Consider the following 21,966-nt stretch of genomic DNA (forward strand, 5'->3'; position numbering starts at 1 on the left):
CAGAGCTGGTAGCACGAAATCAGTAGGTGGTGCGCCGCTCTTCGGAAGGCGGACGGCCGAACTGCAGCCGATAGCTCTGCGCGAAATAGGAGTGCGAGGTAAAGCCGGTGGCAATGGCCACGTCGAGGATCGGCATGTTGGTCTGGCGCAGCAGTTCGCGCGCCCGCTCAAGCCTGAGCCGCATGTAGTAACGACCGGGCGTGACGCTCAAATGGCGCAGGAACAAGCGCTCGACCTGGCGCACCGACAGGCCCGCCGATTTAGCAAGCTGCACGGCTGATAGCGGCTCGTCGAGATGGTCGGCCATCAGTTCGACGATGCGCCTTAGCTTCTCCGACTTGCCGGTCAGGTCGCGCTCCGGCCCGACGCGCTGGCGGTCGCCGGCGGAGCGGATGCGCTCATGCTGGAACTGGTTGGCAACGCCGTTGGCGAGGTTCGAGCCGAAGTCGCCACGCACGATCTCCAGCATCAGGTCGATCGAGGTGGTGCCGCCGGCGCAGGTGTAGCGCTTGCGGTCGATCTCGAAGACGTTGCCGGTGCAATTGATGTCGGGAAAGCGCTCGACGAAGCCGGCGCGGTTTTCCCAATGGATGGTGCAGCGATAGCCTTCGAGCTGACCGGCTTCGGCGAGGAGATAAGAGCCCACCGACAGCGCGCCGAGCGCATTGCCGCGCCGGCCCCAGCTGCGCAGCGCCGCCAGCACCTTGCTCTTGCCGGGGAACTCGACCGACAGGCCCACCGACACGAATAGGATATCGACCGGCGGCAAATCGGCGACGGCATAGTCGATCTTGAGCGGCAGGCCATTGGAGGCCATGACGGGATCGCCGTCGGCCGAGACCGTCGTCCAGCCATAGAAATCGCGGCCGAGCAGGCGGTTGGCCGAGCGGAAGGTATCGATCGCCGCTGCCAACGAAAACATCGAAAACTTGTCGACCAGCAGGAACGCGAATTGCCGGCCCCCTTGAACGGGATCATCCGGCCGTTCAGAGGGTATAGTAAGGTTCGGCAAAGAAGCTGCTTTCTGGGTCAGAAGGAAGGCCGCTTCAAGCCGGCCGCAAGGTAGGCTGAGGCTAACGTATTGGCCATCAGCATGGCAATGGTCATCGGTCCGACACCGCCGGGCACGGGGGTGATGGCGCCGGCGGCCTTGGCCGCTTCGGCATAGGCTACATCGCCCACGAGGCGGGTTTTGCCTTCGCCCTTCTCGGGTGCGGCAATGCGGTTGATCCCGACATCGATCACGGTGGCGCCCGGCTTGACCCAGTCGCCCTTGATCATTTCGGGCCGGCCGACGGCGGCAATCAGAATGTCGGCTGTGCGGGCCAGCGCCGGCAGATCCTTGGTGCGGCTGTGGGCGATGGTGACGGTGCAGTTGGCGGCAAGCAACAGATTTGCCATCGGCTTGCCGACGATGTTGGAGCGGCCGACGACGACCGCGTTGAGGCCGGAAAGATCCTTGCCGCGCACGCGTTCGATCAAAAGCATGGAGCCGGCCGGCGTGCAGGGCACGAAGGCTGTTTCGAGTTCGCCGGTGCCGAGCTTGCCGACATTGATGAAATGAAAGCCGTCGACATCCTTTTGCGGTGCGATGGCCTGGATGATCTTGCCGGCATCGATATGGGCGGGAAGCGGCAGCTGCACCAGAATGCCGTTGATGGCCGGATCGGCGTTGAGTTCGCCGATGATCTTCAGCAGTGCCGCTTCGGACGTGTCGGCCGGCAGTGTGTGCTGCAGCGAATGAAAGCCGCATTCCTTGGCGGTGCGCGACTTCGACGCGACATAGACCTGGCTTGCCGGATCCTCGCCGACGATGACCACCGCTAAGCCGGGCTGGGCCTTTCCCTTGGCGACCAGGTCCTCGGTCAAGGCCTTGACCTTCTGAACCACGTCTGCGGCGACGATCTTTCCGTCAATCACTTCGGCCATGAACCATCCTCGACATCATTCCAGCCAAGGCGCGGCGCGCGCCTTGAACGTTGCTTCGTGCATGTCGTTGTTCCAAACGTTCCGCCCATTCGGGGAAAGCCCGACGGCAGCGCTTTTCGGGCGCCATGCTGCGCGGCATTGTCACGAAATTTGGCCTAAGCAATCCCGTCAAAGCGCCGTCACATGCCGTAAACTCGAAACCGGCAGCTTTTATTCTGTGCTGACGGGCTCAGAGCGACTCATCCTTTCACGGAAAGGCTGAACCGCTCTATTTCTTGTTTTGACGCAATTCCCAAGGGAAAGCGCGCTACGCGCTTTTCCCGGGAAAACCGTTTCACACTTTTCCTGGAATTGCTCAGAAATAGCGGCGGTGCGAACGGCTTTCGGTGAGTTCGCGCACCGCTTCGCGAAATTCGCGCAGGCTGGCGCGGATATCGTCGATTTGCGCCTGCTGGTCTTCCGGCGCCGCCCCAGCGGGCTGCGGAGAAGACCACGGCCCGGACGCCGCGGGCATCGGCTGAGCCTGCGAATAGGCATAGTCAGCCGGCTGACGAGGCTGCGCGTAGCCAAGCTGCTGCGCAGGGGAATTGGCGTGCGGAACCTCGTTCCGGAAGTCCGGCTGGCGATAGCCCACAGGCTCCTGCACCGGCCTTGTATATTCGGCGGCTGGTTGGGCGCGGTAGGTCTCGACGGGTTCGCCTGACGTCCCGCTACCCGGCGCGGCTTTGCGCATCGCCGAGAACAGTCCGTCGAACAGACCTGGGCTCCGGGCGGGAGCGGCCGCGGTCGGCAACACCGGAGGTGCTGCCGGTGGCGGCGCCACAGGCAGCGGCGCGCGATAGACCTTGTCCTCGACCGGAGGGCGGCGCTCGTCCATTCTGCCGCGCGAACGCGAATTGGCAGCGCCGCGCAGGCTGGCAAAGGCGCCGCGCATGGCGCCGACACCGATGCCCGAAGCAAGCCCGAGCAGCAGGCAGGCCATCGCTATTACAGCCCGCGACGGTCCGTTGGGTTCGAGCGGCGGTTGCGCGGGGGTCATCAGATTGATGTTGGTGGTGTTGATGTTTTGCTGTTCGCCGGTCTCCTTGGCGCGCAGAAGGTACTGTTCGTAGACGGAGCGTTTGGCCGTGGCATCACGCTCCAGTTCGCGCAGGCTGACCAGATCGCTGTTGACGTCGCCGCTCTGGACCTTTGCCTGAGCCAGGCGGGAAGCGAGATCCTGCTCAAGCTGGACCGAGCGCTTCAAGTCGACCTGCAGCGACGAGGCGATGCGGCGCAGTTCGCCTGCGATGCGCTCGCGCGAGCCGCCGAGCTGGGCGTTGAGCGCCTGGTATTCGGGATGACGCGGTCCCAGACGCACGGCGGCGCGGTCGGCCTCCTGCTTCAAAGCTGCATATTGCGCGCGCAGTTCGCTCATCGTGTTGGAATTGATTTCTTCCGGCAAGGTGCCGTTGATGACCGAATTGACGTCCAGCGAACGCGCCGACGCGGCCCGGGCATTGAGTTCCAGCGTACGGGCCCGGGTGACTGAGAGCTGCTCGTTGAGCTTCAGCATCTGGTCGTCGCTGATCAGATGGCCCTGCGCGTCGACGAGATCATGCGTGGCCCTGAAATCCTCGACCTTGCGCTCCGCTGTCTCGACATTCTTGCGCAGGTCATCGAGCTTGGCCGTCAGCTGGTCCGTCGCGCGCCCGGCCATCCCGAACTGGTATTGGGCCGCCTCCTGCTGGAAAACGTCCCTGGTCGTATTGGCTATCTTTGCCGATTTGTCGGCGCTTTGAGTGGTGGCGCTGATGGAAACGACAAAGCTCTTGCCGCTGCGCTCAACCGACAGGCTCTTGGCCAGATTGCCGACCGCCAGCGCCTGGCGGCGCACTTCACCGCCGCCGCCAGGGCCATCCTGGCGCGACAGTATCGAGCGAATGAGCGACAGGACGCCAAGGCCGCCAGAGCCCTGTCCGTTGAATTCCGGATCGTCGACGAGATTGAGATCGGCCACGACCTTGTCGAGGACCCTGCCGGATGTCACCATCTTGATGCGGGTTTCGACAACAGCCAGCGCCGCATCGGGCTGCCCGACCGGTTGGGTGAGATCGTTGTCGGAAAGCTTCAGGTCGCCTGGCTCGATGACCATCTGTGTGGTGGCTTCGTATTTCTTCGGTGTCGAAACGGCGACGGCGACGCCGAGCACCGTCCCCAATATCGTCGTCGAGACGATCAGCAACTTGGAACGACTAATGCCGCGGACGACCTGGAGCGGATCGATCAGCGGCTTCCATTCCTGTCCGTCATCGTCGTCGCGGTCCGGTCGCTGCTCGTGGAAAGAGCGGGGCTCATAGGCGGCGTGCTGCTGACGCCGGCCGGAAACAGGCTCCTCACGCGCGCTGGCGGCCGAAACGGGTTCGCCGTCGGCCTGGAACTGCGGCGGCTCGGGCGGTGACGTTGGCGCCGGATTCGACCGCGCCTCGCGTTGCGATCGGGCTATGCGGTGACGCGTGGCGGCATCCTCGCGCCATGACGGATCCACCCGGTCACCGATCGAGACCGCCGACGCATCCGCCGCCTCATCGCCGCGCACAGCTTTGCCGAGCGCCAGGAGGGAGCGCTCGCGCCTCCAGTCTTCACGGTTTTCCCTGTCGACCATTGTCTCGAAACTTTACCTTCGACGGCGCGGGAGCGGCGGTCGGCCAATCGTTAAGTCACGCTAAACAGGCATGGGAAACAAAAGGTTAATTTCCGAAGTCTGCAAGTGAAAGTTTCTCGCTTCGCCACGCATTGCCGGGATCTGTAAAATGGGGTCAGAACCGCACGTTAAGCTTTCCGGCTTACGGCTTTCCTCGATATGACGCAGGCCAGCGACATACCGCAAAGGCGGACACTCGCCCGCATCGGCACCTTCCTTGCCGAAAGACGGGGGCTGGTTCGCGACTATCTTTCAGCCATCAGCGGCGCCGGCGGGCGGCTGGTGTTCTCGCTTGCCTATTTCATCGCACTTGCCAACACGCTGTCGATTGCCGAGTTCGGCATGTTCGCCACCGCCTCGGCGGCCGGCGTCATGCTGTCGCGCATCCTCGCTTTCGGCTTCATCTCGGCGCTTTACCGCACAGCCACCATCCGCCCCAATCTGATCGGCACCTTCACCGCCGGCTTCCTTTTGCTTGGCGCCGTGTCCTTACCACTGCTGGCGGCGGCCTCCTGGGGCGTCTACCTGATCTTCTTCGCCAGCACCGTGCCTCTGGCCGTCTTTGCCGCAATCGTCTTTGCCGAAGCGCTTTTGTGGCGGCCGGTCGAGGTGGTGCTGATCGTCAACAACGGGCTCGGCAAATTCGGCCGCGCCGCGGTGCTGTCGATCGTGACCACGGCGTTCCGTGCGCTGGGCGCCGTGCTGTTCATGCTGTCGGGGCAGCACAGCGTCTGGATCTGGTCATTGTTCTACATCGGCGCCAACGCCGCCTCGCTGCTGCTGGCCTTCGGCTTCTATTATCCACGCCAGCGGCTGAGGCTGCGCACCGAGCTCTATCTCAGGCGGCTTGCCGATTCGATCTATGTTGCCGGCGCCGAAGTGCTGTTCTACCTGCAGTCGGAATTCGACAAGCTGCTCGTCCTGGCGATCGGCGGGCCGCATCTGGCCGGCATCTATGCCATCATCATGCGGCTGGTCGACCTGACGGCAATACCGATCCGCACCTTCTCGATGATGCTGGTGCAGAAGATGATGCGGTCGCCGGAGCTGTTGTCGCGACTGCGGGTCAAGAGCGGTATCGAAGCCGGCGTGTTCCTGGTATCGACATTGGCGCTGGCCGCACTCGGCATCGTGCTGCATTTCTTCCCCAATGCACTTGGCCGGAATGTCGCCGAGGCGGCGCCCTTGGTGGCATTGGCAATCGGCGTGCCGGGACTGCGCAACCTGGTCGAATACCAGGCCGAGCTGCTGTTCGCGCGCGGCCAGACCGCGCTCAGGGCGCTCAACCTCGGCCTGCTGGCGGGGCTGAAGGCGGTGCTGTTGACCTATGTGCTGACCACGATTGCCGACACGCCCAGGCTTGTCGTATCGCTCAATGTCGTCTTCCTGCTGCTCTATCTCGCCTCGGCGCTGCTGACCTATTCGGCGCTGCGCAAGCCCGCCAAGGCAATCTAAGCCAATCCGATCAGGCGGCGGATGCGGCCGATATCGGTGCCGATGAAGGATTGCATGCCGATCGCCACCTGCCCCGGTGCCATAGCGGCGACGAAGCTGCGGAATTCGTCATCCGACAGCGCCTCCCCGGTCCAATGCACGCGGCAGAATTCCTCCGAGCCGTGGAAATGGCCGGCGCCCCCCAGCACATCGTCGACATAGCGGCCATAGATCATGCATTCGGAGAACCGGCGCACTGAAGCGATCACCTCGACCCAGCCGCGCGCGTGCACCTTCTCGATCTCGGCGCACATCGCCGTCACGGTCTGACGGCGCCAGGCGATCAGCGTCGAAATATAGTCGTGGTTCGAAACCTCGGATGCATCGATACCAATCGCCGAGGCCGCATTGCGCGACCAGATGCGATGCTCGTCGTGACCGTCGCTCGACAGCACGCCGTCGCGCCGGAACAGCCGCACCTTGCCGTCGCGCCAGAAGGCGCTCAGATCGAATGGCTTGAGGAAGGCGACGTCGGAATCGCAGAAGACCAGCACGTCTTCTCCAGCATGCGCAGCGATGGCGATGCGGCGCAGCTGCTGCACATGCCAGCCGCGCAGCGGCTGGGTCTTGAAACTGAGCCAGATGCGACGGCGAAAGAGGCTCATCGGATCGTCGAACACACGCAGCCAGCGCGGCAGCAGGTCGCGCTCGTCGACAACGCTGCGGCGGTCGTTTTCCAACTGGCGAAACAGCGCCACGTCGCGGTGCTCGACCAGAATGTAATGATGCGCCACGCCGGAGACATGGCGGTCGAGAGTCTCGCACAACAGGCGGCAGCGTTCGAAATCCGGCGCATAGCTGGCGGTCACCACCGCCGCCGTCGGCGTTTGCGGCAGGGCACCGGTCTCGGCTGCAGGGCTCGGCACGAAGCGGCTGTTCACCGCAACTCTCCGGCGGGCTCGATGCGAGAATTTCTGCCTGACGACACGCAGCAGGAACACCGGATTGCCGAGGACGTAGCGGCGCCACAGCCGGCCGGGCTCGATGCACAGACGGAACAACCATTCGAGCCTCAGCTGGCGCATCCACAGAGGCGCCCGCGGCACCGTGCCGGAGAGAAAATCGAGCAGCGCGCCGACGGCGATCGGCAGCGTGCAGTGGCGGGCATCGATATGACGGGCGATCCACAATTCCTGGCGCGGCACGCCCATGGCCACAAGCAGCACGTCGGGCCGCAATGCCTCGATGCGATCGACGATCGCCTGCTCTTCGGCGGGGGAGAAATAGCCGTCATGGATGACGACGAATTCGTGCTGCACCGCCAGCGCGGCCAGCCTGACCGACGCCGCCTCGGCGTTGGCGCGGGTGGCACCAAGCAACCCGACGGTCAGCGGCCTCGCCGATGCCTGCAGAAAGGCCGGAATGAGATCAGTGCCGTTGAGATTGTCCGGGAACGGCGCACCGTAGAGCAGCTTTGCCGCCAGATCGACGCCAACGCCGTCAGGCAGGATGAGGAAATCGTCGAGCGCCTCGGCAAAGACCGGATCGGTAGAGGCGATGTTGGCGTTGTGAGCGTTGAGAAAACTGACCTTGGTGAAGCGCCGCTCGGCGATCAGACGAGTGAGCAGCGCGATCGCGTCATCCCAGCCGATGGCAAGGACCGAAATGCCAAGGATCGTCTTCAGCGTATCGAGCCCGAAGGCGGCGCGGGCGGTGTGCATGTTCATGCAAACACCTCCTTCCCCACCGGCCCAAGCTTTTCCAGGCCGAGCCTGATGGCGGCATCCAGTGCCTTAATCTGCCGGCGATGGAAGGCGGTGCCATCGACATCCCTGACATCGGCCGCAGCTGCCTCCAGCGCGCCGGCGAAGGCGGCCGGATCGTCGGTGATGAAACAATTTGCCGGGCGATGATCGATGCCGCGCAGCGAACGGCTGGTGGCGACCGACGGCAGGCCGAGTTCGAAGGTTTCGATGGTCTTGAGCTGAACGCCGCTGCCTGCGGTGCTGATCAGTGGAATGACGGCGGCGCCGCGCACGAAATCCTGGGCGTCGGGCACGCGGCCGACAAATTCGACACCGGGATGGGCAGAGGTGATATCCGACGGCATGTTGCCGGCGACCCTGATGCGAAAACTCCGGCGAAGATGCGGCACGACTTTTTCCAGGAACCAGTCGAGGCCGATGCGGTTCGGCTGCCAGGTCCAAGTGCCGATCAGCGCCGCGTCGCAATCGATGCGGCGCGGCTTGACCGGCTTTGGCGCCGTGGCAGTGGTCACCAGCGGCAGCACCGCCGAGCGGTCGTCGCTGGCAACGCCGAGTGCGGCGCGGTCTTCCTCGGCCAGCGTGAAGACGAAGCGAGCCCGGCGGCAGAGCCGCTCCTCCATGGTCTTGAGCAGCCTGGCCTCGCGGGCAAACAGCAGGCGCTGGAAGCGACTGTTTGCTGCTGCCGCATTCTCTTTGGCCGAACCATGTTCGACATTGTGGGCGACGAAAATCGAGGGACGGTCGGCGAACAGTTTTTCAAAGGCGCCGGCGAACTGCACCGAATTCAGGACATAGCCGTCGAAGGGACCGGCGCGCTCGATCGCGGCACGGACTTCGCTGTCGGAAACCGCGCGCAGCTTCACGGAAGCGAAGGTGAGCCCTGACAGCACCGCCTTGCCAAGCCAGGCGAGCTTCTGCCGCGCCGAGGCGCTTTCCGTGCGCACGTCGACGGCGCCGAGCACGATGGTGTTTTCGGGGTCGCTGGGCGCCTTGCCCGGCCAGATGAAGCCGATGACGGTGACGCGCACGCCGGCGCGCCGCAAGGCGGCGATGATCGCAGCATTGGCGATCTCATAGCCCGAAGCGAGAGCGCCGTCGGGCACGATCGATGTGGCGAACAGCAGATGCATCTCACCTATCCAGGCGTCAGCCACTAGCAAAGCTGGGTGAACCCTTGATTAAATCACGCAACGCAACGGCTGAAAGGCGCGGACCGGCAGGCGCCGCTGCGAAAGGTATTAACGAAACGTTATCGTCGCGGTGTTATCGAAAGCCAGATTCAAAACATGCGGCTGGAGCGGATGATCCCTTTGCCATCGGACGGTTCGGTTTCGATTGCGGGACGCTCTCCGGGGCTCGCCGCAGAGACGATGGAAGCCGTCGTCACGCTGCCGACCTTCAAGCGGCCGCAACTGCTGCTCGAAACGCTGGCGTCGCTCAAGGCACAGCAAACCAGCCGGCGCTTCGCCGTCATCGTCATCGAAAACGAGGCCGAGGCGCGTGAGGGCGCCCAGGCGGCCGTGCCGCTGTTCGAACGCGACGATATGAAGGGCATGGTCATCATCGCGCATGAGCGGGGCAATTGCAGTGCCTACAATGCTGGCTGGCAGACGGCGATCCTGCATTTTCCGGATTTCCGCCACCTGCTGGTCATCGACGATGACGAGATCGCCGACGCGGACTGGCTGGAGCGCATGTGCAGGACGGCGGAGACGCTTGGCGCCGACATTGTCGGTGGCCCGCAAGTGCCGGTGTTTACCGATCCTGCTCACGCCAAATGGGCCGAGCACCCGGTGTTTGCGCCGCCCTATCGCCAGACCGGGCGCGTGGCCGCACTCTATTCCTCGGGCAACCTTCTGGTCGGGCGCAATGTGCTCACCATCATGGGGCCACCCTTCCTCGACCTGCGGTTCAACTTCATGGGCGGCGGCGATTCCGACTTCCTCAGCCGCTCGGCGCAGAAAGGTTTCGTGCTTGGCTGGTGCGCCGAGGCAAAGGTGCGCGAAGGCGTTCCGGCCCGGCGCGTCGAGGCTGACTGGATCCGCGCCCGATCCTTACGCAACGGTGTAATCTCGACGCTGGTCGAAAAGAAGAAGCGCGCCGGCACGCCATTCGCCGGCGCCAAGGTGTTTGCAAAAAGCCTGGCGCTGCTGATAGCCTCGCCCGTGCGCGGCGCAATCAAATTGGCGCGGACAGGATCGCTGTCGACGGCGCTTTACCCCGTCTATGTCTCGCTCGGCCGCGTGCTTGCCGAATTCGGATACGCCAATGAGCAATACAGGCAGCCTGAGAAGAACTGACGAGCTGCTGCTGGGCGGCATCGTCACCCGCGACGGCGTGGCGACGGCGATTGCCGCGCTGTTGTTTGCCGTCGTCATCGTGTCGTTCCGGCCGTTTCAGCCGGCAGGCGCGGAACTGACCGGCGACGGCGGCGACATCGTCAACCAGCTCGGCTTCAGTTCGCTCGGCGCCATTTCGACCTTCTCACTGCTGACGTTCGCCGACCCCAAGATGGTGCGCTCGCTGCTCAGCCCGTCCTGGATCCTGATGCTCGGCTTTTTCATGCTTTCGGTCATCAACGCGACCGACCCGTCCTCGGCCATGCGCGCGGCCTTCTTCACGCTGCTTGGCGTTCTGACGATAGCGACGGTCCTGGTGCTGCCGCGCGACGCCGACAGTTTTTCGAAAGTCATCATATTCTGCGCGATCGTCGTTATCGGCCTGTCCTATATCGGCCTCATCGTCTTTCCGCATGAGGCCCTGCATACGGCCGATTCGCAGGAGCCCGAACATGCCGGCCTGTGGCGTGGTGTGTTCGCCCACAAGAACATTGCCGGACCAATCATGGCCTGCTTCAGCTTCGCCGGCCTCTATCTCTTCCGGCGCGGCCAGAAGTTCTGGGGCGTGGCGATCTTCGGCGCGGCGATGATCTTCATGCTGCACACCGGCTCCAAGACGACGGCCGGCCTGGTGCCGTTCTCGATCCTGATCGTCGTGCTGCCGGGCCTGATCGGCATGCGGTTCGGCACGCCGATCCTGTTTGCACTGGCGATCATTGCGACGGCCATCGGTACCTTAGGCATCGTCTTCATCCCCCCGGTGAAAGAGCTGGCGGCCACCTATTTCCCCGACCTCACCTATACCGGACGCACGACGCTGTGGGAGTTCTCCGGCGAGATGCTGGCGAAGAAGCCCTGGACCGGCTACGGCTATGAAAGTTTCTGGGGCACGCCGCTGCTGCTCAGTCAGGACCAGCCCTTCGACCGGGCCTGGGACATCCGGACCATCGTGCATGGCCATGACGGCTATCTCGACATTGCGGTGCTGATGGGCATCCCGGCGCTGTGCGTTGCCGTCTACACTTTCGTGATCGCGCCGCTGCGCGACTACATGCGCATCCCGCCGCGCAAGGAGAACATCTATCTCGGTGACTTCTTCATGATGGTGGTGCTGTTCACGGCGCTGAACGCGTTCCTGGAAAGCTTCTTCTTCCATCGCGGCGACCCGGTGTGGCTGTTCTTCGTGCTCGGCGTGCTTGGCTTGCGGCAAGTGTCGCTGCGGCCGATCGCGGTGCGCCGGCGACCTTGACCGGCTGGCCTGAGCACCCCTTGAGGGGCTTTCCCGTCTGCCCGCTAGCGTCTAAGGAGAACCCTTGTCTCGGAGGGCTCTCAATGACGATCAGGCTTGTTCTCGCCGGTTGCGGCAATATGGGTTACGCCATGCTTGCGGGCTGGCTGAAATCCGGCAAGCTTGCCCCGCAAGCCGTGTTCGTGGTCGAGCCCAATGCCGAATTGCGCAAGCGCGCCGAGCACCTCGGTTGCAGTGTCGCCGCGGACGCGAACGGGATCCCCGCCGACGCAGAGCCCGACCTCGTCGTCATCGCCGTCAAGCCGCAGGTGATCCGCGACGTCGCCGCCGCCTACAAGCGCTTCGGCGACGGCAGGACCACCTTCGTCAGCATCGCCGCGGGCACGCCGGTCGCCACCTTCGAGCACATACTCGGCCATCTCGCGCCTGTTATCCGCTGCATGCCCAACACGCCGGCCGCGATCGGCAAGGGCATGATGGTGGTCTATTCCAACCCGCTGGTGACCGACGACATCAGGCGTTTCGTTGCCGAGCTGCTGTCGGCGAGCGGTGTGGTGACGACGATCGACGACGAAGGCCTGATGGACGCGGTGACGGCGGTTTCGGGGTCCGGTCCGGCCTACATCTTCCATTTCATCGAGGCGCTTACGGTTGCAGCCGAGAAGGCCGGGCTGCCGGTCGAGACCGCCAGGCTGCTGGCCATGCAGACCGTCTATGGCGCTGCTGCACTCGCTGCCGAAAGCGGCGAGAAGCCCGGCGTCCTGCGCCAGCAGGTGACCAGCCCCAACGGAACCACGGCAGCCGCCCTTGCCGTGCTGATGGGCGAAGACCGGCTGACGAAGCTGCTGACCGAGGCGGTGGAAGCCGCGCGGCTGCGGTCGGTGGAATTGGGGAAGTAGCCGAGGCGCTCGCGGGGCCGTATCAGCCCCACTTCATCTCACCCTTGGCGACCTTTGCGCCCAGTTCCAGGGACGAGACGTCAAGAAGATCGGGATAGCGCCGCTTCATCGCTGCAATCAGCTCGACGCTGGATTTCGCTTTTTCGGCTTCCTTATTGAAAGCTTCGAGGTAGGCGCGGGTGAATTCCACGGCCGCCAGACCGTCCGGTGCACCGGCTACCTGATGGGACGGCACCACGATGTTTGGTTTGCGGGACGCGATTTCGTTGAGCGCGGCAATCCATTTCTTGCGGTCGTCTACGGTTGGCTCGTCGGCAACCCAGACATGTACGCCGGACGAGATCAGCACGCCGCCGAACACCGCTTCAAGGCTGGGCACCCAGAGATACCGCCGGTCTTTCAGATCGGCGACGGTGACGATCTCGATCTTGTTTCCTTCGATTTCAAGTGAGGTGATATCGGAAGCCTCGGGAATGACGACATCCGCCAGGACCTTCGGTCCATTGTCCTTGAGCTGCGGGCTCCAGACATCCAGCTTGGCTTGCACATTGGCTTTGATGGCCGCAACCGTTGCGCCGGCCGCGATGATCTTGGCGCCGGGGAAAGCATCCGCGACGGGACGGAGGCCAAAATAATAGTCAGGGTCGCTGCAACTGACATAGATCGTCGTCAGGGTCTTGCCCGTCGCCTTGATCGCATCCGCGACCGCACGGCCATCGGACAGGGTAAATCCGCCGTCGAGGAGGATGGCTTCTTTTTCCCCGGTCAGCAGCACCGGCGTGCGGCGGAAACCATTCTCGTCAGCCTGAAAATGGGTCCATTCCAGCTTGGCGGCGGCCCTGGCTGCAAAAGCCAGAGGCTGAAGCATGGCAACCATGCCCGTTGCCAGAAGGGTTTTCATCGCCTCGCGTCTTGTCCAAATGGTTTGCACGATTTCAATCCTCAATGGGGGTTCAGCTGATCGAGATTGGCATCTCGGCATCGTTTGAAAAACCCGGATCAAAGAGACAGACTGTATGAATGGATCATACAATGGCAGCCGATGGTCTGCGTCGTCAGCACGAGCGCAATGATCAGGCGTGTTGCGCGAGCAGGTCAACAGCCCATGGCGCGAGCGCGGCAGCATTTGGCCTGCTGGGCGGGAGCGGCTGACGAAGCTGCTGGCCGAATCGTGGAACTGGGGCAGTAGGATCAGGCCAGATCGGTGTGGGAAAAGTCTTTCCCTTTGTAGAGCAAGGGCATCCCACGGCTTTTTGCCGAGGCATATGACAGGCAGTCAGCGAGATTGAGCTGAGCCGGGTGGCCGCGACCTTTGCCATAGTTCGAAAAAGCCTGGATCGCGAGCTTGGCATCACCTCTTTCGATCGGAACCACCTCGATCGCGGCTTCGCGCAGGAAGTCTCCTATTGCCCTTTCGGCGAGAGCGGCTCCACCACCAACTTCGACGAAAGCCGCATCGCCGCTTCGAGCACGACCAGCGGAGATGTTATCCGTATCGAGGCCTGCCCGATCCGGCGGCTCCAATCGGCGGCGTCTTCCTCTCCGGCGAGGACAGCGATCACCACCGAGGTGTCGATGAACATCAGGAATGTCCCCACATCTCGTCGATCTCATCCTTAGTCAAATCCCTGCCGCCGCTTCCCGCCTTGGCCTTCAGATCGTTCGATATGGCGGCCAGCCGCCGCTCAGCCAGCGGAACTCTTTCACGTTCGCGCTGAAGCTCGGATTCAAGCGCCTCGATCACCGCCTCGGTCATTGAAATCTTTCGCTTTTCGGCAAGCTGCCGGGCGAGGTCACGGGCGCGCGGGTCTCTGATCTGGAGATTCATCCTGGAAGCCTCCGTTCGGTGCCACTACAACATAGGGAGTTGTCATGACAAGGCCAGCCCGACTGGCCTGTCATCCAATCTCAGCTCCCGTACAGCATCTCATCCTGCAGCTTGCGCAAAGCGAACAGCCCGGTCGTGCGGTCGGGTGTGGCGTTGTCGGTGGTGATGAGCTCGCCCTTCCTGACCGGCTTCAGCACCTTGCCGCCTTCGAGCAGGCCGACCGGCACTGCCAGATTGGCGCGCGCCTCTTCGACGGTCATGGTCCAGGAGCGGTAGCAAGTCTCGCCGATGGCATCGAAGGTCTCGCCCGTGGCGAGATCGCGCTTGGCCACCGCGCAGACCTCGGCCACCGGCTTCGGCAGCGGCACCATGTCGGGGCGGCCGTAGAGCATGATACGGGCCGCCGTCAGCGGCACTTCCAGCGAGGTCAGATGATACGGCCGGAAGAAGCTGTAGTAGGGGCCGTGGCCTATGTGCAGGTCGTCCATGCGCTCGACGATGCGCGGATGCGTCGCCTCGACGATGACGAACACGCCGGGCGCCACGCCCTTGCCGATGGTGTAGTCGACAACGCCCTTCTTCGACAGGATGCCGCCATCCGCCTTCGGGATGAGCACCTTGTCCAGCTGATCGCGGTCGGCCTTTGGGCCGTGCATGCCGGGAACGTCTGGGACCAGCCCGGTGGCGTTGGCGATGGCGCACATCTCGACCATGGTTTTGGAACCGTCGACGAACTCGACCAGCATGCGCGGGTTCATGTTGCGGCGGATAGCTTCCTCGCGATAGTCGTCCGGAACGGCATCGTGGTTGAGCGGGTTGTTCTTGCCCTTGCCAGCCGAGACGATGGTGTAGCCGAGCGCCGACGCAAATTCGATCAGCTCCATGCAGCTCGACGGCTCGTCGCCGGCGCCGACCGAATAGACGACGCCGAGCCGGTCTGCCTGCTGCTTGAGGTAGCAGCCGATCGTGACGTCGGCCTCGACATTCATCATCACCAGGTGCTTGCCGTGCTCCATCGCCTTCAAGTCGAAATCGGCGGCGACACCAGGCTTGCCGGTGGCGTCGATGACGACGTCGATCAGCGGATTGGTGACCAGCATCTCGTTCGTGGTAATGGCGATTTTGCCCGCCTCGATCGCCGCGGTGACTTTCGAGCCCCTGTCCGCCTCGACCGCCATCGCCTCGTCGCCATAGGCGATGCGGATGGCGTCACGCGCCGTGTGCGGACGCCGCGTCGAGATGGCCGCGACCGAGATGCCGGGCATCAGCATGCCTTGCGTGACCAGGTCGGTCCCCATTTCGCCGGAGCCGATGACGCCGATGCGCACCGGGCGTCCCTCGGCGGCGCGCCTGGCGAGATCGCGGGCCAGTCCAGTCAGGGCGACATTGGTCATGCAAGCGTGTCCACGGCTTCTTGATTTGCAGGCGGGAATAGCAGGGAACGGCCCCGCTTTGCCAACGAAACCAGCGGACGGCGGCAATTTCTCCGGCAACAGGCCCGGCAGGTGAGGCCAACCCCGGTAGAGGCTGATTGACCCGCCTCGGCGTCAAACCACCCTGATATAGCTCGTCATGCCGGTTTTCTGATGTTCGATGATGTGGCAGTGCAGCAGCCAGTCGCCGGGATTGTCCGCGACGAAACCGAGCTGAACCTTCTCGTTGGGCTGCATGAGATAGGTGTCGGAGATGACCGGCTGAACCTGGCGTGTCGACGACGACAGCACCTTGAAGCTCATGCCGTGCAGATGCATCGGATGCGATTGCGGCGTCAAATTCTCCATGTCGATGACATAGCTTTTGCCGAGCTTCAGCTCGGCCAAAGGCGCGGTCGGGTCCGGCGTGTCGCCCGGCCACGGTACCTTGTTGATGGCCCAGAAGGAGTAGCCTAGCGTGCCGCATATGCTGTCGCTCGGCACGTTTTCCGCCGTGGCGCTGAGCGAGAGCGCGATGTGTTTCGCGCTGGCGAGATCCACCTCCGGCACCGGGTTGGCTTCCAGCGGTGCGAGGTCGCGCAAATCGCGCTTGAGCGAGCTGCCGGTGGCGCGCAAGGTGGCGAGGACCTTGGGTTTGGTGCCTCTGATGTCGCCCAGGCTGACGATCGCGCCCTCCTGGTCAGGCATGCGAATGGCGAGCTCCATGCGCTGCCCCGGTCCGAGCAGCAAAGCATCGGGCGCAAAACGCTGCGGCACCGGATTGCCGTCCAGCGCGATGACCGCGGCCTCCCCACGCTCGACGCGAAAGGCGTAGATGCGGGTGACATCGGTGATGGCGACCCGCAGCCGCACCAACCCGCCGGCCGGCGCGTCGAATTGCGGCTGGTCGAGCCAGTTGGCGGTGCGCACCGTGCCATAGGTTCCGGTTTTTGCGGCATCGCGCGGCCGAAATTGCTGGATGAACTGCGCGTCGTCGCCGAGGCGCCAGTCGCGCAGGTTGACGACGGCTTCGGCGTCGAATTTTGGATCGTTGGGGTTCTCGACCACGATCACGCCGGTGAGGCCATGGCCCATCTGCTCCAGCGTGTTGCAATGCGGGTGATACCAGAACGTGCCGGCGTCGGGCGGGGTGAAGGCGTAGTCGAAATGATCGCCGGTATAGACGTAAGGCTGAACCAGGAAAGGGACGCCGTCCATCTTGTTTGGAACGCGAATGCCGTGCCAATGGATGGTCGTCGGGTCGTCGATGGCGTTGACGAGACGCGCGGCAAAGGGCTCGCCTTTTTTCATCCGCAGTACAGGCGGCATGCCTGATTCACCATACGTCAGGACATCCCGGGTCTCGCCCGCATCCATGAACCTGGCCTGGATCTTTGCCGTCTTGAGCACCACCGGCTCAGGTGTGACAGCTGCCCAACCGCTGAGCCTGGTCATTGCTGCCAGCCCGACGCCGCCACCGCCGGCAACCGCAGCCGTTTTCAGAAGCCCGCGGCGGGTGAATAGGGTCATCTGGCGCTCCAACGGAATATGATTACCTGTCGTCCTGAATGACGGGTGGCGACCGGCGCACAAGCCGATACTGCCACATCGCATCTCTGTCATGCCATGGCGAGCCGGTGACATCTGCTTGCGCAACAGCGTGAACGCTGGCGTGCCCACCATTCGCCCGCATCCGGGAGCGCGGGCTCGGATTAATGCAACTCGGCCAGCAACGCCTGTGCCTCGGCGAGGTTCTTTTCGGAACCGGCGGCGAGATCGTCCATCTTCTTGTCACGGAAGATGACGAGCGCGTCCTGGCATGCGGCGATCGCTTCCTGTGCCATCGCCTTGTCCTTGTGGGCGGCGCCCAGATCGACCAGCACGTCGCACAGGCTGTCCTGCGTGAAGGCGACAGCCGGCACCGAATTGATCTTCTTTTGCACCACGATCGCCTCGCGCAGGACCAACACCGCCTCCTCGAAATGCGCGACATTGTTTTCGGCGCGGCCGGCCATGGTCAAGGCATAGCCCATCTCGTTGCGCGCATTGGCCCAACGTTCGGGATCGCGGTCGCGACCGAGCTGCTCGGCAAGCGCCCGGTTGACGACAATCGCCTCCTCGTACAATTCAGCCGAAGGCTCGCGGGCCGCGATCATGCTCAGCGTCTGCGCGAGACTGGTCTGGTTGGTGATCCAGAGATCGGGATCGCGGGCGATCGTTCGCACCGTGGCGAGGTCGCGGTAGATCTGAGCGGCTCGTTTCAGCTTGCCGACATCGTTCGCCCAGTAACCAAGACTCGACAGCCCGCCGGCGAGATTGTTCTGATTGTTCTCCCAGACAGCCAGCGCATTCTCGCGCGTTACCACGCTGAGCGCTGCGTCATAGGCGGCAATCGCGCGGGTGAGCAACTCGACGTCCTTGCCGTCCGCGGCCATCAGCAAGGCATTGCCGATATCGCCCTTGGTGCGCGCCCATTGCATGCGGTTGGGAAAACCGTCGTAGATCCGCGCTGCCGTCTCGAAGCTCTGCACGGCCTTGGCGTAGAACGTGGCGTCGCCACCAATCCGGCCCTGGCTGTAGACGGCAAAGCCGAGGTCGTAATTGATATTGGCCCACTCCTCCGGGTCGGCGTCCTTGGAGTAGGCGGGGAGCGCGGCTTCCAGCATGTCGGCTGCTTGCGCCAGCAAGTCCAGGTTGGATGTATCGTCGCCCAGGATCGACAGGGTCTGGCCGAGCACGCGCCGCGTCTGGCCGATCTCCGTGACATCACCGCCTTTCGTCTGCCCGTCGAGCGCCGCCCGCAGCGCGTCGACCGATTGCTGCAGCAGTTGATCGTCAGAGGCCAGCTTGCCTGACATCATCAACGCGCAGCCGAGGCGGAATTCCGTCTTGGCCCAATTGGCTGGGTCCTTGTCGCGGGTGCGAACCCTGAGCACCTGACCGTAGACATCGATCGCCTGCCGCAGGGTCGAGATGTCCCCCGCGCGTTCGCCCCAGTTCGATAGCGTGCCTGCAAGGCTGTAACCAATCGAAGCGAACTCGCCCGGCGCGGCGGTTGCGGTATAGACCTCCCATGCCTGATGATACGCGGTCACCGCCTGAATGTAGTAATCGGTTCCCGTATCGAGATCGCCGAGCGTGTCGTTGACCGATCCCAGATTCTGCTGCAGCGAAGCCCAGTCAAGCGGCAGTTTCTCACGCGGATATTCGGACAGAGCGGCCTGGTACGCGGTGGCTGCCTGCAGCAGCAGTTCCTTGTTCTTCTGCTTGGCGCCGAGGCGCTGCAAGGCGTTGCCCAGCGTCAGCTGGCCGTTCGCCCAGCTCGCCGCGGCGTGCTCGCGCGTCCGAACCGAAAGCGCTGCCTCCGCCGCCTCCCGCGCGCGCTGCAACGCGGCGATATCGCCGTTGATCTCGCCGATCGACTCGAATGCGGTGCTCAAATTGTTCTGGATCGTCGCCCATTGCGCCGGCGCGCGTTCCCTGGTCATCTCCTCAGCCGCCGCCTGGAAGGCCGCGACCGATTGCTCAAGCGTCGGTACATCCTTTTCGCGCGCGCCGAGGCTCGCCAGAACGACACCCAGATTGATCTGGCTCAATGCCCAGTCGAGCGGTACGCGATCCCGGCGATATTCTGTCAGCGCGGCGCGATGCGCCGATATCGCTGCGCGAAAACTGTCCGATGTGGTCTGGCGTTCGCCGATCTCGGACAGCACGATGCCGAGATTGTTCTGCGTCGCCGCCCATTCAAGCGGCAGTTTTTTCGACGACTGTACCTCGAGCGCCGAGCGGAAGGCCGCGACTGCCCGCTCAAGCAGTGCCGTCCCGTTCTCGCGCTGGCCGAGCCGCCAGTAGACCGTGCCCAGATTGCCATAGGTCGATGCCCAGTCGTCAGGGTAGGCGTCATGCGTATAGACGGTCAGCGCCTGCTCATAGGCGGCAGCTGCCTTGTCGAGGTTGTCGCGGCCGGCTTCCCGTTCGCCCAAAGTAGCAAGCGTGGCGCCCATATTGTTCTGGGTGGCCGCCCAAAGCAGCGGCAACTTTTCGCGGGTGACATAGGTCAATGCCTGTTCATAGGCTGTCAGGGCCTGGGCGAGATACGCATTGTCGCCGGAGAAGTCCCCTTGTTCCGACAGAGCGTTGGCCTCTGCCGCCTTGTAGTAGAACGCATCTTCGTCGCTCCATTTCGCGGCCTGCTCATAGGCCTTGGCGTAGTCCTGAGCCGCCTCCTTGAAGTTGAAGGAAATCTCGTAGGTTCTGGCGCTGCTGGCGAAAACCTTTGCGAATTCGAGCCGCTTTGCCTTCAGCTCGGCCTCGGCCTGGTCGACCGTAGACGAAAGTTCGCCGATGCGGGCCTTGGCCTGCTCGTTGAATTTCTGCGCCGCTTCGAGCGCGCCTTCCTGAACCGCCTGTTCGGCGAGTTTCGATAGCCTGGCAATTTCGGGGTCCGGGTTTTTCAAAGTCTCGCGTTCGGCCAACACGTGTTTCAGCCGTTCGGTCTGGCCACGCAGCAGCTTGTCGAGCTCAGCCGGATCCTTGGGTATGTCGACCCCGAGCGCCTTCAGCATGGCGTAAAGCCCATCCATCGGCACCTTGCCGTCACGCGATATGGTTTCGATCTGGCGGCGCTCCGGATCGGGTAGCGTCGAGATGGTCAGCAGGAGCTGGCGCCGCTCCCTGAGGATTTCGCCCTCATCGCCTTTCGGTGCCTCGGCGGGGGTACCGAAATAGAGCAGCCGGCGCAGGCTCTCATTGACCCAGGGCCGCTGCTGGCCGTTGGTCTTGAGATAGACCTCCTCGCCGATCATGCGCAGAACGGTGCCGAATTCCTCGCCGCCCATCGTGTCGATGTGGCGCAGGATCGCTGCCGCATAGGGGCTGTTGCCATCGGCCGGACCGTCCAGCGCAACCTTGCCGGGCTCGGCGGCAAAGGCGATGACCTGGCCGAGGCTGCCGTCGACCGAGCCCTTGGCGTCGGCGCCGCCCTTCAGGGAAACCACGCCGCGCGTTTCCCCGAGACCGCCGGCGCCGATCGGCTTGCCTTGGTCGCCCGGCGCCAGCTTCAGGAGCGTGCCCGGCGGGAACGGATCGTTGCGGCAGGCGTCCAGCAGAACGATGGTGACCGGCACCTTGGCCTTCAGTTCGGCGACGATGGACGACAGCGGCACCAGCTTTTCGCCGGCATTGTCGAGCGCCGAGATATCGGCATCGACAGGGACCAGATAATTCTCGCCGCCGGCTTCGATGCCGTGGCCGGAATAGTAGATGATGGCGACATCGGCGCCCTCGGCATCGTCGACGAAGCCTTCGAGATCGCGCCGCAATTTGCGCGCGTCGCGGTTGGTGGCGACATTGGTCTCGAAGCCGAGCCTGTCGAACATCTCCTCGATGGCGCGGGCGTCGTTTTCCGGATTGGGCAGTTTGCCGACATGCTGGTAGTCGGACTGACCGATGATGAGCGCGACGCCTTTCAGCGCCTTCGGCTCTTCAGCCAAAGCGGGGCCAAACGCGCATAGGCACACCAGTGCTGCGGCAATTGCCGCGCACATGCGCCCTGTCGCACCTGCCGTTCGCCCAAAGAGCATTCTCTACCCCAAAACCCGACGCTATCTTCCGCAGGCGAGATGGCATCATGATGGCCGGCCGATGGCAAGTCCTTGGGCGAGCTGTGTTCTTGTCGTGGATATGCGTACGAGGAGGCTGGCTTTCAGCGTGCGAGCGGTAGTGTTCAGCATGCCGGATACGGCCAGACCGGCCTGTTCGTGAGTTGACAGGTCCGGACTTGTTGAGCAGTCGTCCGGCCCCGTAGAGCCTCTTTCTCTCAATGTTTCCGGGCGAGGCGCCACGGTTGGATGCGCGGGATTGGCACTTTTGCGTCAGCCGGCTTTTTTGGTCCGCAACGAGACCCGGACTTCGCGACTGCATCTTTTTAAATCAAAGGAATGAACTGGTGCTGCGAGAGAGGATTGAACTCTCGACCTCTCCCTTACCAAGGGAGTGCTCTACCACTGAGCTACCGCAGCCGCTGATGGCGGGGCTTCTGCCATATAGAACCGGCAAGCGCAAGGCGTCTGTGAAAGGCTTTGCCAGACAAGTTTCGCTGACATGGCGGCGCCACAATGCTAACTATCCCTTGAACGGCAGGCCCTGCCAGTTGCGGGCGGGACGGAACGATGGACGAGAAGACAATTCCACCGAAAAAGGCTGATCCGGAAAAAAAGGACGGGACTGACCGCAAGGACCGTCTGGCCGAGCAGCTGCGCGCCAATCTCATGAAGCGCAAGACGCAAGCGCGCTCGCGGCGCACCGGTGATCCTGACCAGCGGCCCGAAGGACTGCCGGCTGCTGAAAAAATGCACAAGGACTGACCGATATCAGCCACACTGGCCGGTCACCTTGGCCAAAGGGGCTCAGAAATCCTATTTCTTGA

At 63.4% G+C, this 21,966-nt stretch carries 17 protein-coding genes, 1 tRNA gene and 1 pseudogene; 5 read left to right on the forward strand and 14 right to left on the reverse strand.

Annotation, left to right across the window (positions count from 1 at the left end; translation table 11 throughout):
• Positions 1 to 19: 19 nt before the first annotated feature.
• The 3 genes from NKJ80_RS25995 to NKJ80_RS26005 all read right to left on the reverse strand — a co-directional run bounded on the left by NKJ80_RS25995 (position 20) and on the right by NKJ80_RS26005 (position 4,573).
• Complete coding sequence (locus tag NKJ80_RS25995) at positions 20 to 1,012, reverse strand: GlxA family transcriptional regulator (RefSeq protein ID WP_032905230.1); 993 nt, start codon at positions 1,010 to 1,012, stop codon at positions 20 to 22.
• 17 nt (positions 1,013 to 1,029) lie between these two features.
• The gene (gene folD, locus NKJ80_RS26000; protein ID WP_023681888.1) at positions 1,030 to 1,929 is read right to left on the reverse strand and encodes a bifunctional methylenetetrahydrofolate dehydrogenase/methenyltetrahydrofolate cyclohydrolase FolD; all 900 of its coding nucleotides are present in this window, start codon (positions 1,927 to 1,929) and stop codon (positions 1,030 to 1,032) included.
• A gap of 355 nt (positions 1,930 to 2,284) precedes the next feature.
• The gene (locus NKJ80_RS26005) at positions 2,285 to 4,573 is read right to left on the reverse strand and encodes a GumC family protein (RefSeq protein WP_352498576.1); all 2,289 of its coding nucleotides are present in this window, start codon (positions 4,571 to 4,573) and stop codon (positions 2,285 to 2,287) included.
• A 198-nt stretch (positions 4,574 to 4,771) separates the two neighbouring features.
• Here NKJ80_RS26005 and NKJ80_RS26010 point away from each other — a divergent pair, with 198 nt between their 5' ends.
• Positions 4,772 to 6,067 carry a lipopolysaccharide biosynthesis protein gene (locus tag NKJ80_RS26010; protein ID WP_023681896.1) on the forward strand — a complete coding sequence of 432 codons (1,296 nt, stop codon included), beginning with the start codon at positions 4,772 to 4,774 and terminating at the stop codon, positions 6,065 to 6,067.
• On the opposite strand, the gene NKJ80_RS26015 is transcribed toward NKJ80_RS26010, so the two are convergent.
• From NKJ80_RS26015 to NKJ80_RS26025, 3 genes and pseudogenes are all read right to left on the reverse strand, one after another.
• The gene (locus NKJ80_RS26015) at positions 6,064 to 6,987 is read right to left on the reverse strand and encodes a DUF6492 family protein (protein WP_352498601.1); all 924 of its coding nucleotides are present in this window, start codon (positions 6,985 to 6,987) and stop codon (positions 6,064 to 6,066) included. The genes NKJ80_RS26010 and NKJ80_RS26015 overlap by 4 nt on opposite strands.
• A gap of 24 nt (positions 6,988 to 7,011) precedes the next feature.
• Positions 7,012 to 7,773, reverse strand: a pseudogene (locus NKJ80_RS26020) (WecB/TagA/CpsF family glycosyltransferase); the annotation flags it as partial.
• Entirely contained in the window at positions 7,770 to 8,942 is a 1,173-nt protein-coding gene (locus NKJ80_RS26025; protein ID WP_352498577.1) for a glycosyltransferase, read from the reverse strand. The pseudogene NKJ80_RS26020 and the gene NKJ80_RS26025, both read right to left, overlap by 4 nt.
• 171 nt (positions 8,943 to 9,113) lie before the next feature.
• Here NKJ80_RS26025 and NKJ80_RS26030 point away from each other — a divergent pair, with 171 nt between their 5' ends.
• From NKJ80_RS26030 to proC, 3 genes are all read left to right on the forward strand, one after another.
• The gene (locus NKJ80_RS26030; protein WP_023692395.1) at positions 9,114 to 10,112 is read left to right on the forward strand and encodes a glycosyltransferase family 2 protein; all 999 of its coding nucleotides are present in this window, start codon (positions 9,114 to 9,116) and stop codon (positions 10,110 to 10,112) included.
• Positions 10,081 to 11,400, forward strand: coding sequence for an O-antigen ligase family protein (locus tag NKJ80_RS26035; protein WP_023746238.1), 1,320 nt, complete (start codon positions 10,081 to 10,083; stop codon positions 11,398 to 11,400). The genes NKJ80_RS26030 and NKJ80_RS26035 overlap by 32 nt, the downstream gene beginning before the upstream one ends.
• An 83-nt stretch (positions 11,401 to 11,483) precedes the next feature.
• Positions 11,484 to 12,299 (forward strand): pyrroline-5-carboxylate reductase, encoded by an 816-nt coding sequence (proC, locus tag NKJ80_RS26040; RefSeq protein WP_023832763.1) that lies wholly within the window; start codon positions 11,484 to 11,486, stop codon positions 12,297 to 12,299.
• Between the two features lie 22 nt (positions 12,300 to 12,321).
• Here proC and NKJ80_RS26045 read toward each other — a convergent pair whose 3' ends face one another.
• The 8 genes from NKJ80_RS26045 to NKJ80_RS26080 form a co-directional block, all read right to left on the reverse strand.
• The gene (locus NKJ80_RS26045) at positions 12,322 to 13,221 is read right to left on the reverse strand and encodes an MBL fold metallo-hydrolase (RefSeq protein ID WP_352498602.1); all 900 of its coding nucleotides are present in this window, start codon (positions 13,219 to 13,221) and stop codon (positions 12,322 to 12,324) included.
• Between the two features lie 269 nt (positions 13,222 to 13,490).
• Positions 13,491 to 13,673 (reverse strand): type II toxin-antitoxin system VapC family toxin, encoded by a 183-nt coding sequence (locus NKJ80_RS26050; RefSeq protein WP_280792065.1) that lies wholly within the window; start codon positions 13,671 to 13,673, stop codon positions 13,491 to 13,493.
• 29 nt (positions 13,674 to 13,702) lie between these two features.
• Positions 13,703 to 13,882: a type II toxin-antitoxin system VapC family toxin gene (locus tag NKJ80_RS26055; RefSeq protein ID WP_245261319.1), complete on the reverse strand. Its 180-nt coding sequence runs from the start codon at positions 13,880 to 13,882 to the stop codon at positions 13,703 to 13,705.
• Positions 13,882 to 14,127 carry a type II toxin-antitoxin system VapB family antitoxin gene (locus tag NKJ80_RS26060; RefSeq protein ID WP_352498578.1) on the reverse strand — a complete coding sequence of 82 codons (246 nt, stop codon included), beginning with the start codon at positions 14,125 to 14,127 and terminating at the stop codon, positions 13,882 to 13,884. Before NKJ80_RS26060 ends, NKJ80_RS26055 begins: the two co-directional genes overlap by 1 nt.
• Before the next feature lie 80 nt (positions 14,128 to 14,207).
• Complete coding sequence (locus NKJ80_RS26065; protein ID WP_352498579.1) at positions 14,208 to 15,521, reverse strand: NAD(P)H-dependent oxidoreductase; 1,314 nt, start codon at positions 15,519 to 15,521, stop codon at positions 14,208 to 14,210.
• 153 nt (positions 15,522 to 15,674) lie between these two features.
• Positions 15,675 to 17,069, reverse strand: coding sequence for a multicopper oxidase family protein (locus NKJ80_RS26070; protein WP_023747216.1), 1,395 nt, complete (start codon positions 17,067 to 17,069; stop codon positions 15,675 to 15,677).
• 182 nt (positions 17,070 to 17,251) lie between these two features.
• A complete protein-coding gene (locus NKJ80_RS26075; RefSeq protein WP_352498580.1) occupies positions 17,252 to 21,085 on the reverse strand; it encodes a caspase family protein in 3,834 nt (1,277 codons plus the stop codon).
• Between the two features lie 399 nt (positions 21,086 to 21,484).
• Positions 21,485 to 21,559: transfer RNA gene (locus tag NKJ80_RS26080), tRNA-Thr, on the reverse strand.
• 150 nt (positions 21,560 to 21,709) lie between these two features.
• Here NKJ80_RS26080 and NKJ80_RS26085 point away from each other — a divergent pair.
• Positions 21,710 to 21,904, forward strand: coding sequence for a hypothetical protein (locus NKJ80_RS26085; RefSeq protein ID WP_023669287.1), 195 nt, complete (start codon positions 21,710 to 21,712; stop codon positions 21,902 to 21,904).
• Positions 21,905 to 21,966 lie beyond the last annotated feature (62 nt).

It is taken from the genome of Mesorhizobium sp. M0030 (genome assembly GCF_040323695.1).
Lineage (GTDB): Bacteria > Pseudomonadota > Alphaproteobacteria > Rhizobiales > Rhizobiaceae > Mesorhizobium.

Excerpts from the sequence above, each read along its gene's own strand:
- NKJ80_RS26060 (WP_352498578.1), bottom strand. The coding sequence starts at position 14,127 with ATGAATCTCCAGATCAGAGACCCGCGCGCCCGTGACCTCGCCCGGCAG.
- NKJ80_RS26030 (WP_023692395.1), top strand. The coding sequence starts at position 9,114 with ATGATCCCTTTGCCATCGGACGGTTCGGTTTCGATTGCGGGACGCTCT.
- NKJ80_RS26010 (WP_023681896.1), top strand. The coding sequence starts at position 4,772 with ATGACGCAGGCCAGCGACATACCGCAAAGGCGGACACTCGCCCGCATC.
- NKJ80_RS26025 (WP_352498577.1), bottom strand. The coding sequence starts at position 8,942 with ATGCATCTGCTGTTCGCCACATCGATCGTGCCCGACGGCGCTCTCGCT.
- NKJ80_RS26065 (WP_352498579.1), bottom strand. The coding sequence starts at position 15,521 with ATGACCAATGTCGCCCTGACTGGACTGGCCCGCGATCTCGCCAGGCGC.
- NKJ80_RS26085 (WP_023669287.1), top strand. The coding sequence starts at position 21,710 with ATGGACGAGAAGACAATTCCACCGAAAAAGGCTGATCCGGAAAAAAAG.
- NKJ80_RS26035 (WP_023746238.1), top strand. The coding sequence starts at position 10,081 with ATGAGCAATACAGGCAGCCTGAGAAGAACTGACGAGCTGCTGCTGGGC.
- folD (WP_023681888.1), bottom strand. The coding sequence starts at position 1,929 with ATGGCCGAAGTGATTGACGGAAAGATCGTCGCCGCAGACGTGGTTCAG.
- NKJ80_RS26070 (WP_023747216.1), bottom strand. The coding sequence starts at position 17,069 with ATGACCCTATTCACCCGCCGCGGGCTTCTGAAAACGGCTGCGGTTGCC.
- NKJ80_RS26055 (WP_245261319.1), bottom strand. The coding sequence starts at position 13,882 with ATGTTCATCGACACCTCGGTGGTGATCGCTGTCCTCGCCGGAGAGGAA.
- NKJ80_RS26005 (WP_352498576.1), bottom strand. The coding sequence starts at position 4,573 with ATGGTCGACAGGGAAAACCGTGAAGACTGGAGGCGCGAGCGCTCCCTC.
- proC (WP_023832763.1), top strand. The coding sequence starts at position 11,484 with ATGACGATCAGGCTTGTTCTCGCCGGTTGCGGCAATATGGGTTACGCC.
- NKJ80_RS26075 (WP_352498580.1), bottom strand. The coding sequence starts at position 21,085 with ATGTGCGCGGCAATTGCCGCAGCACTGGTGTGCCTATGCGCGTTTGGC.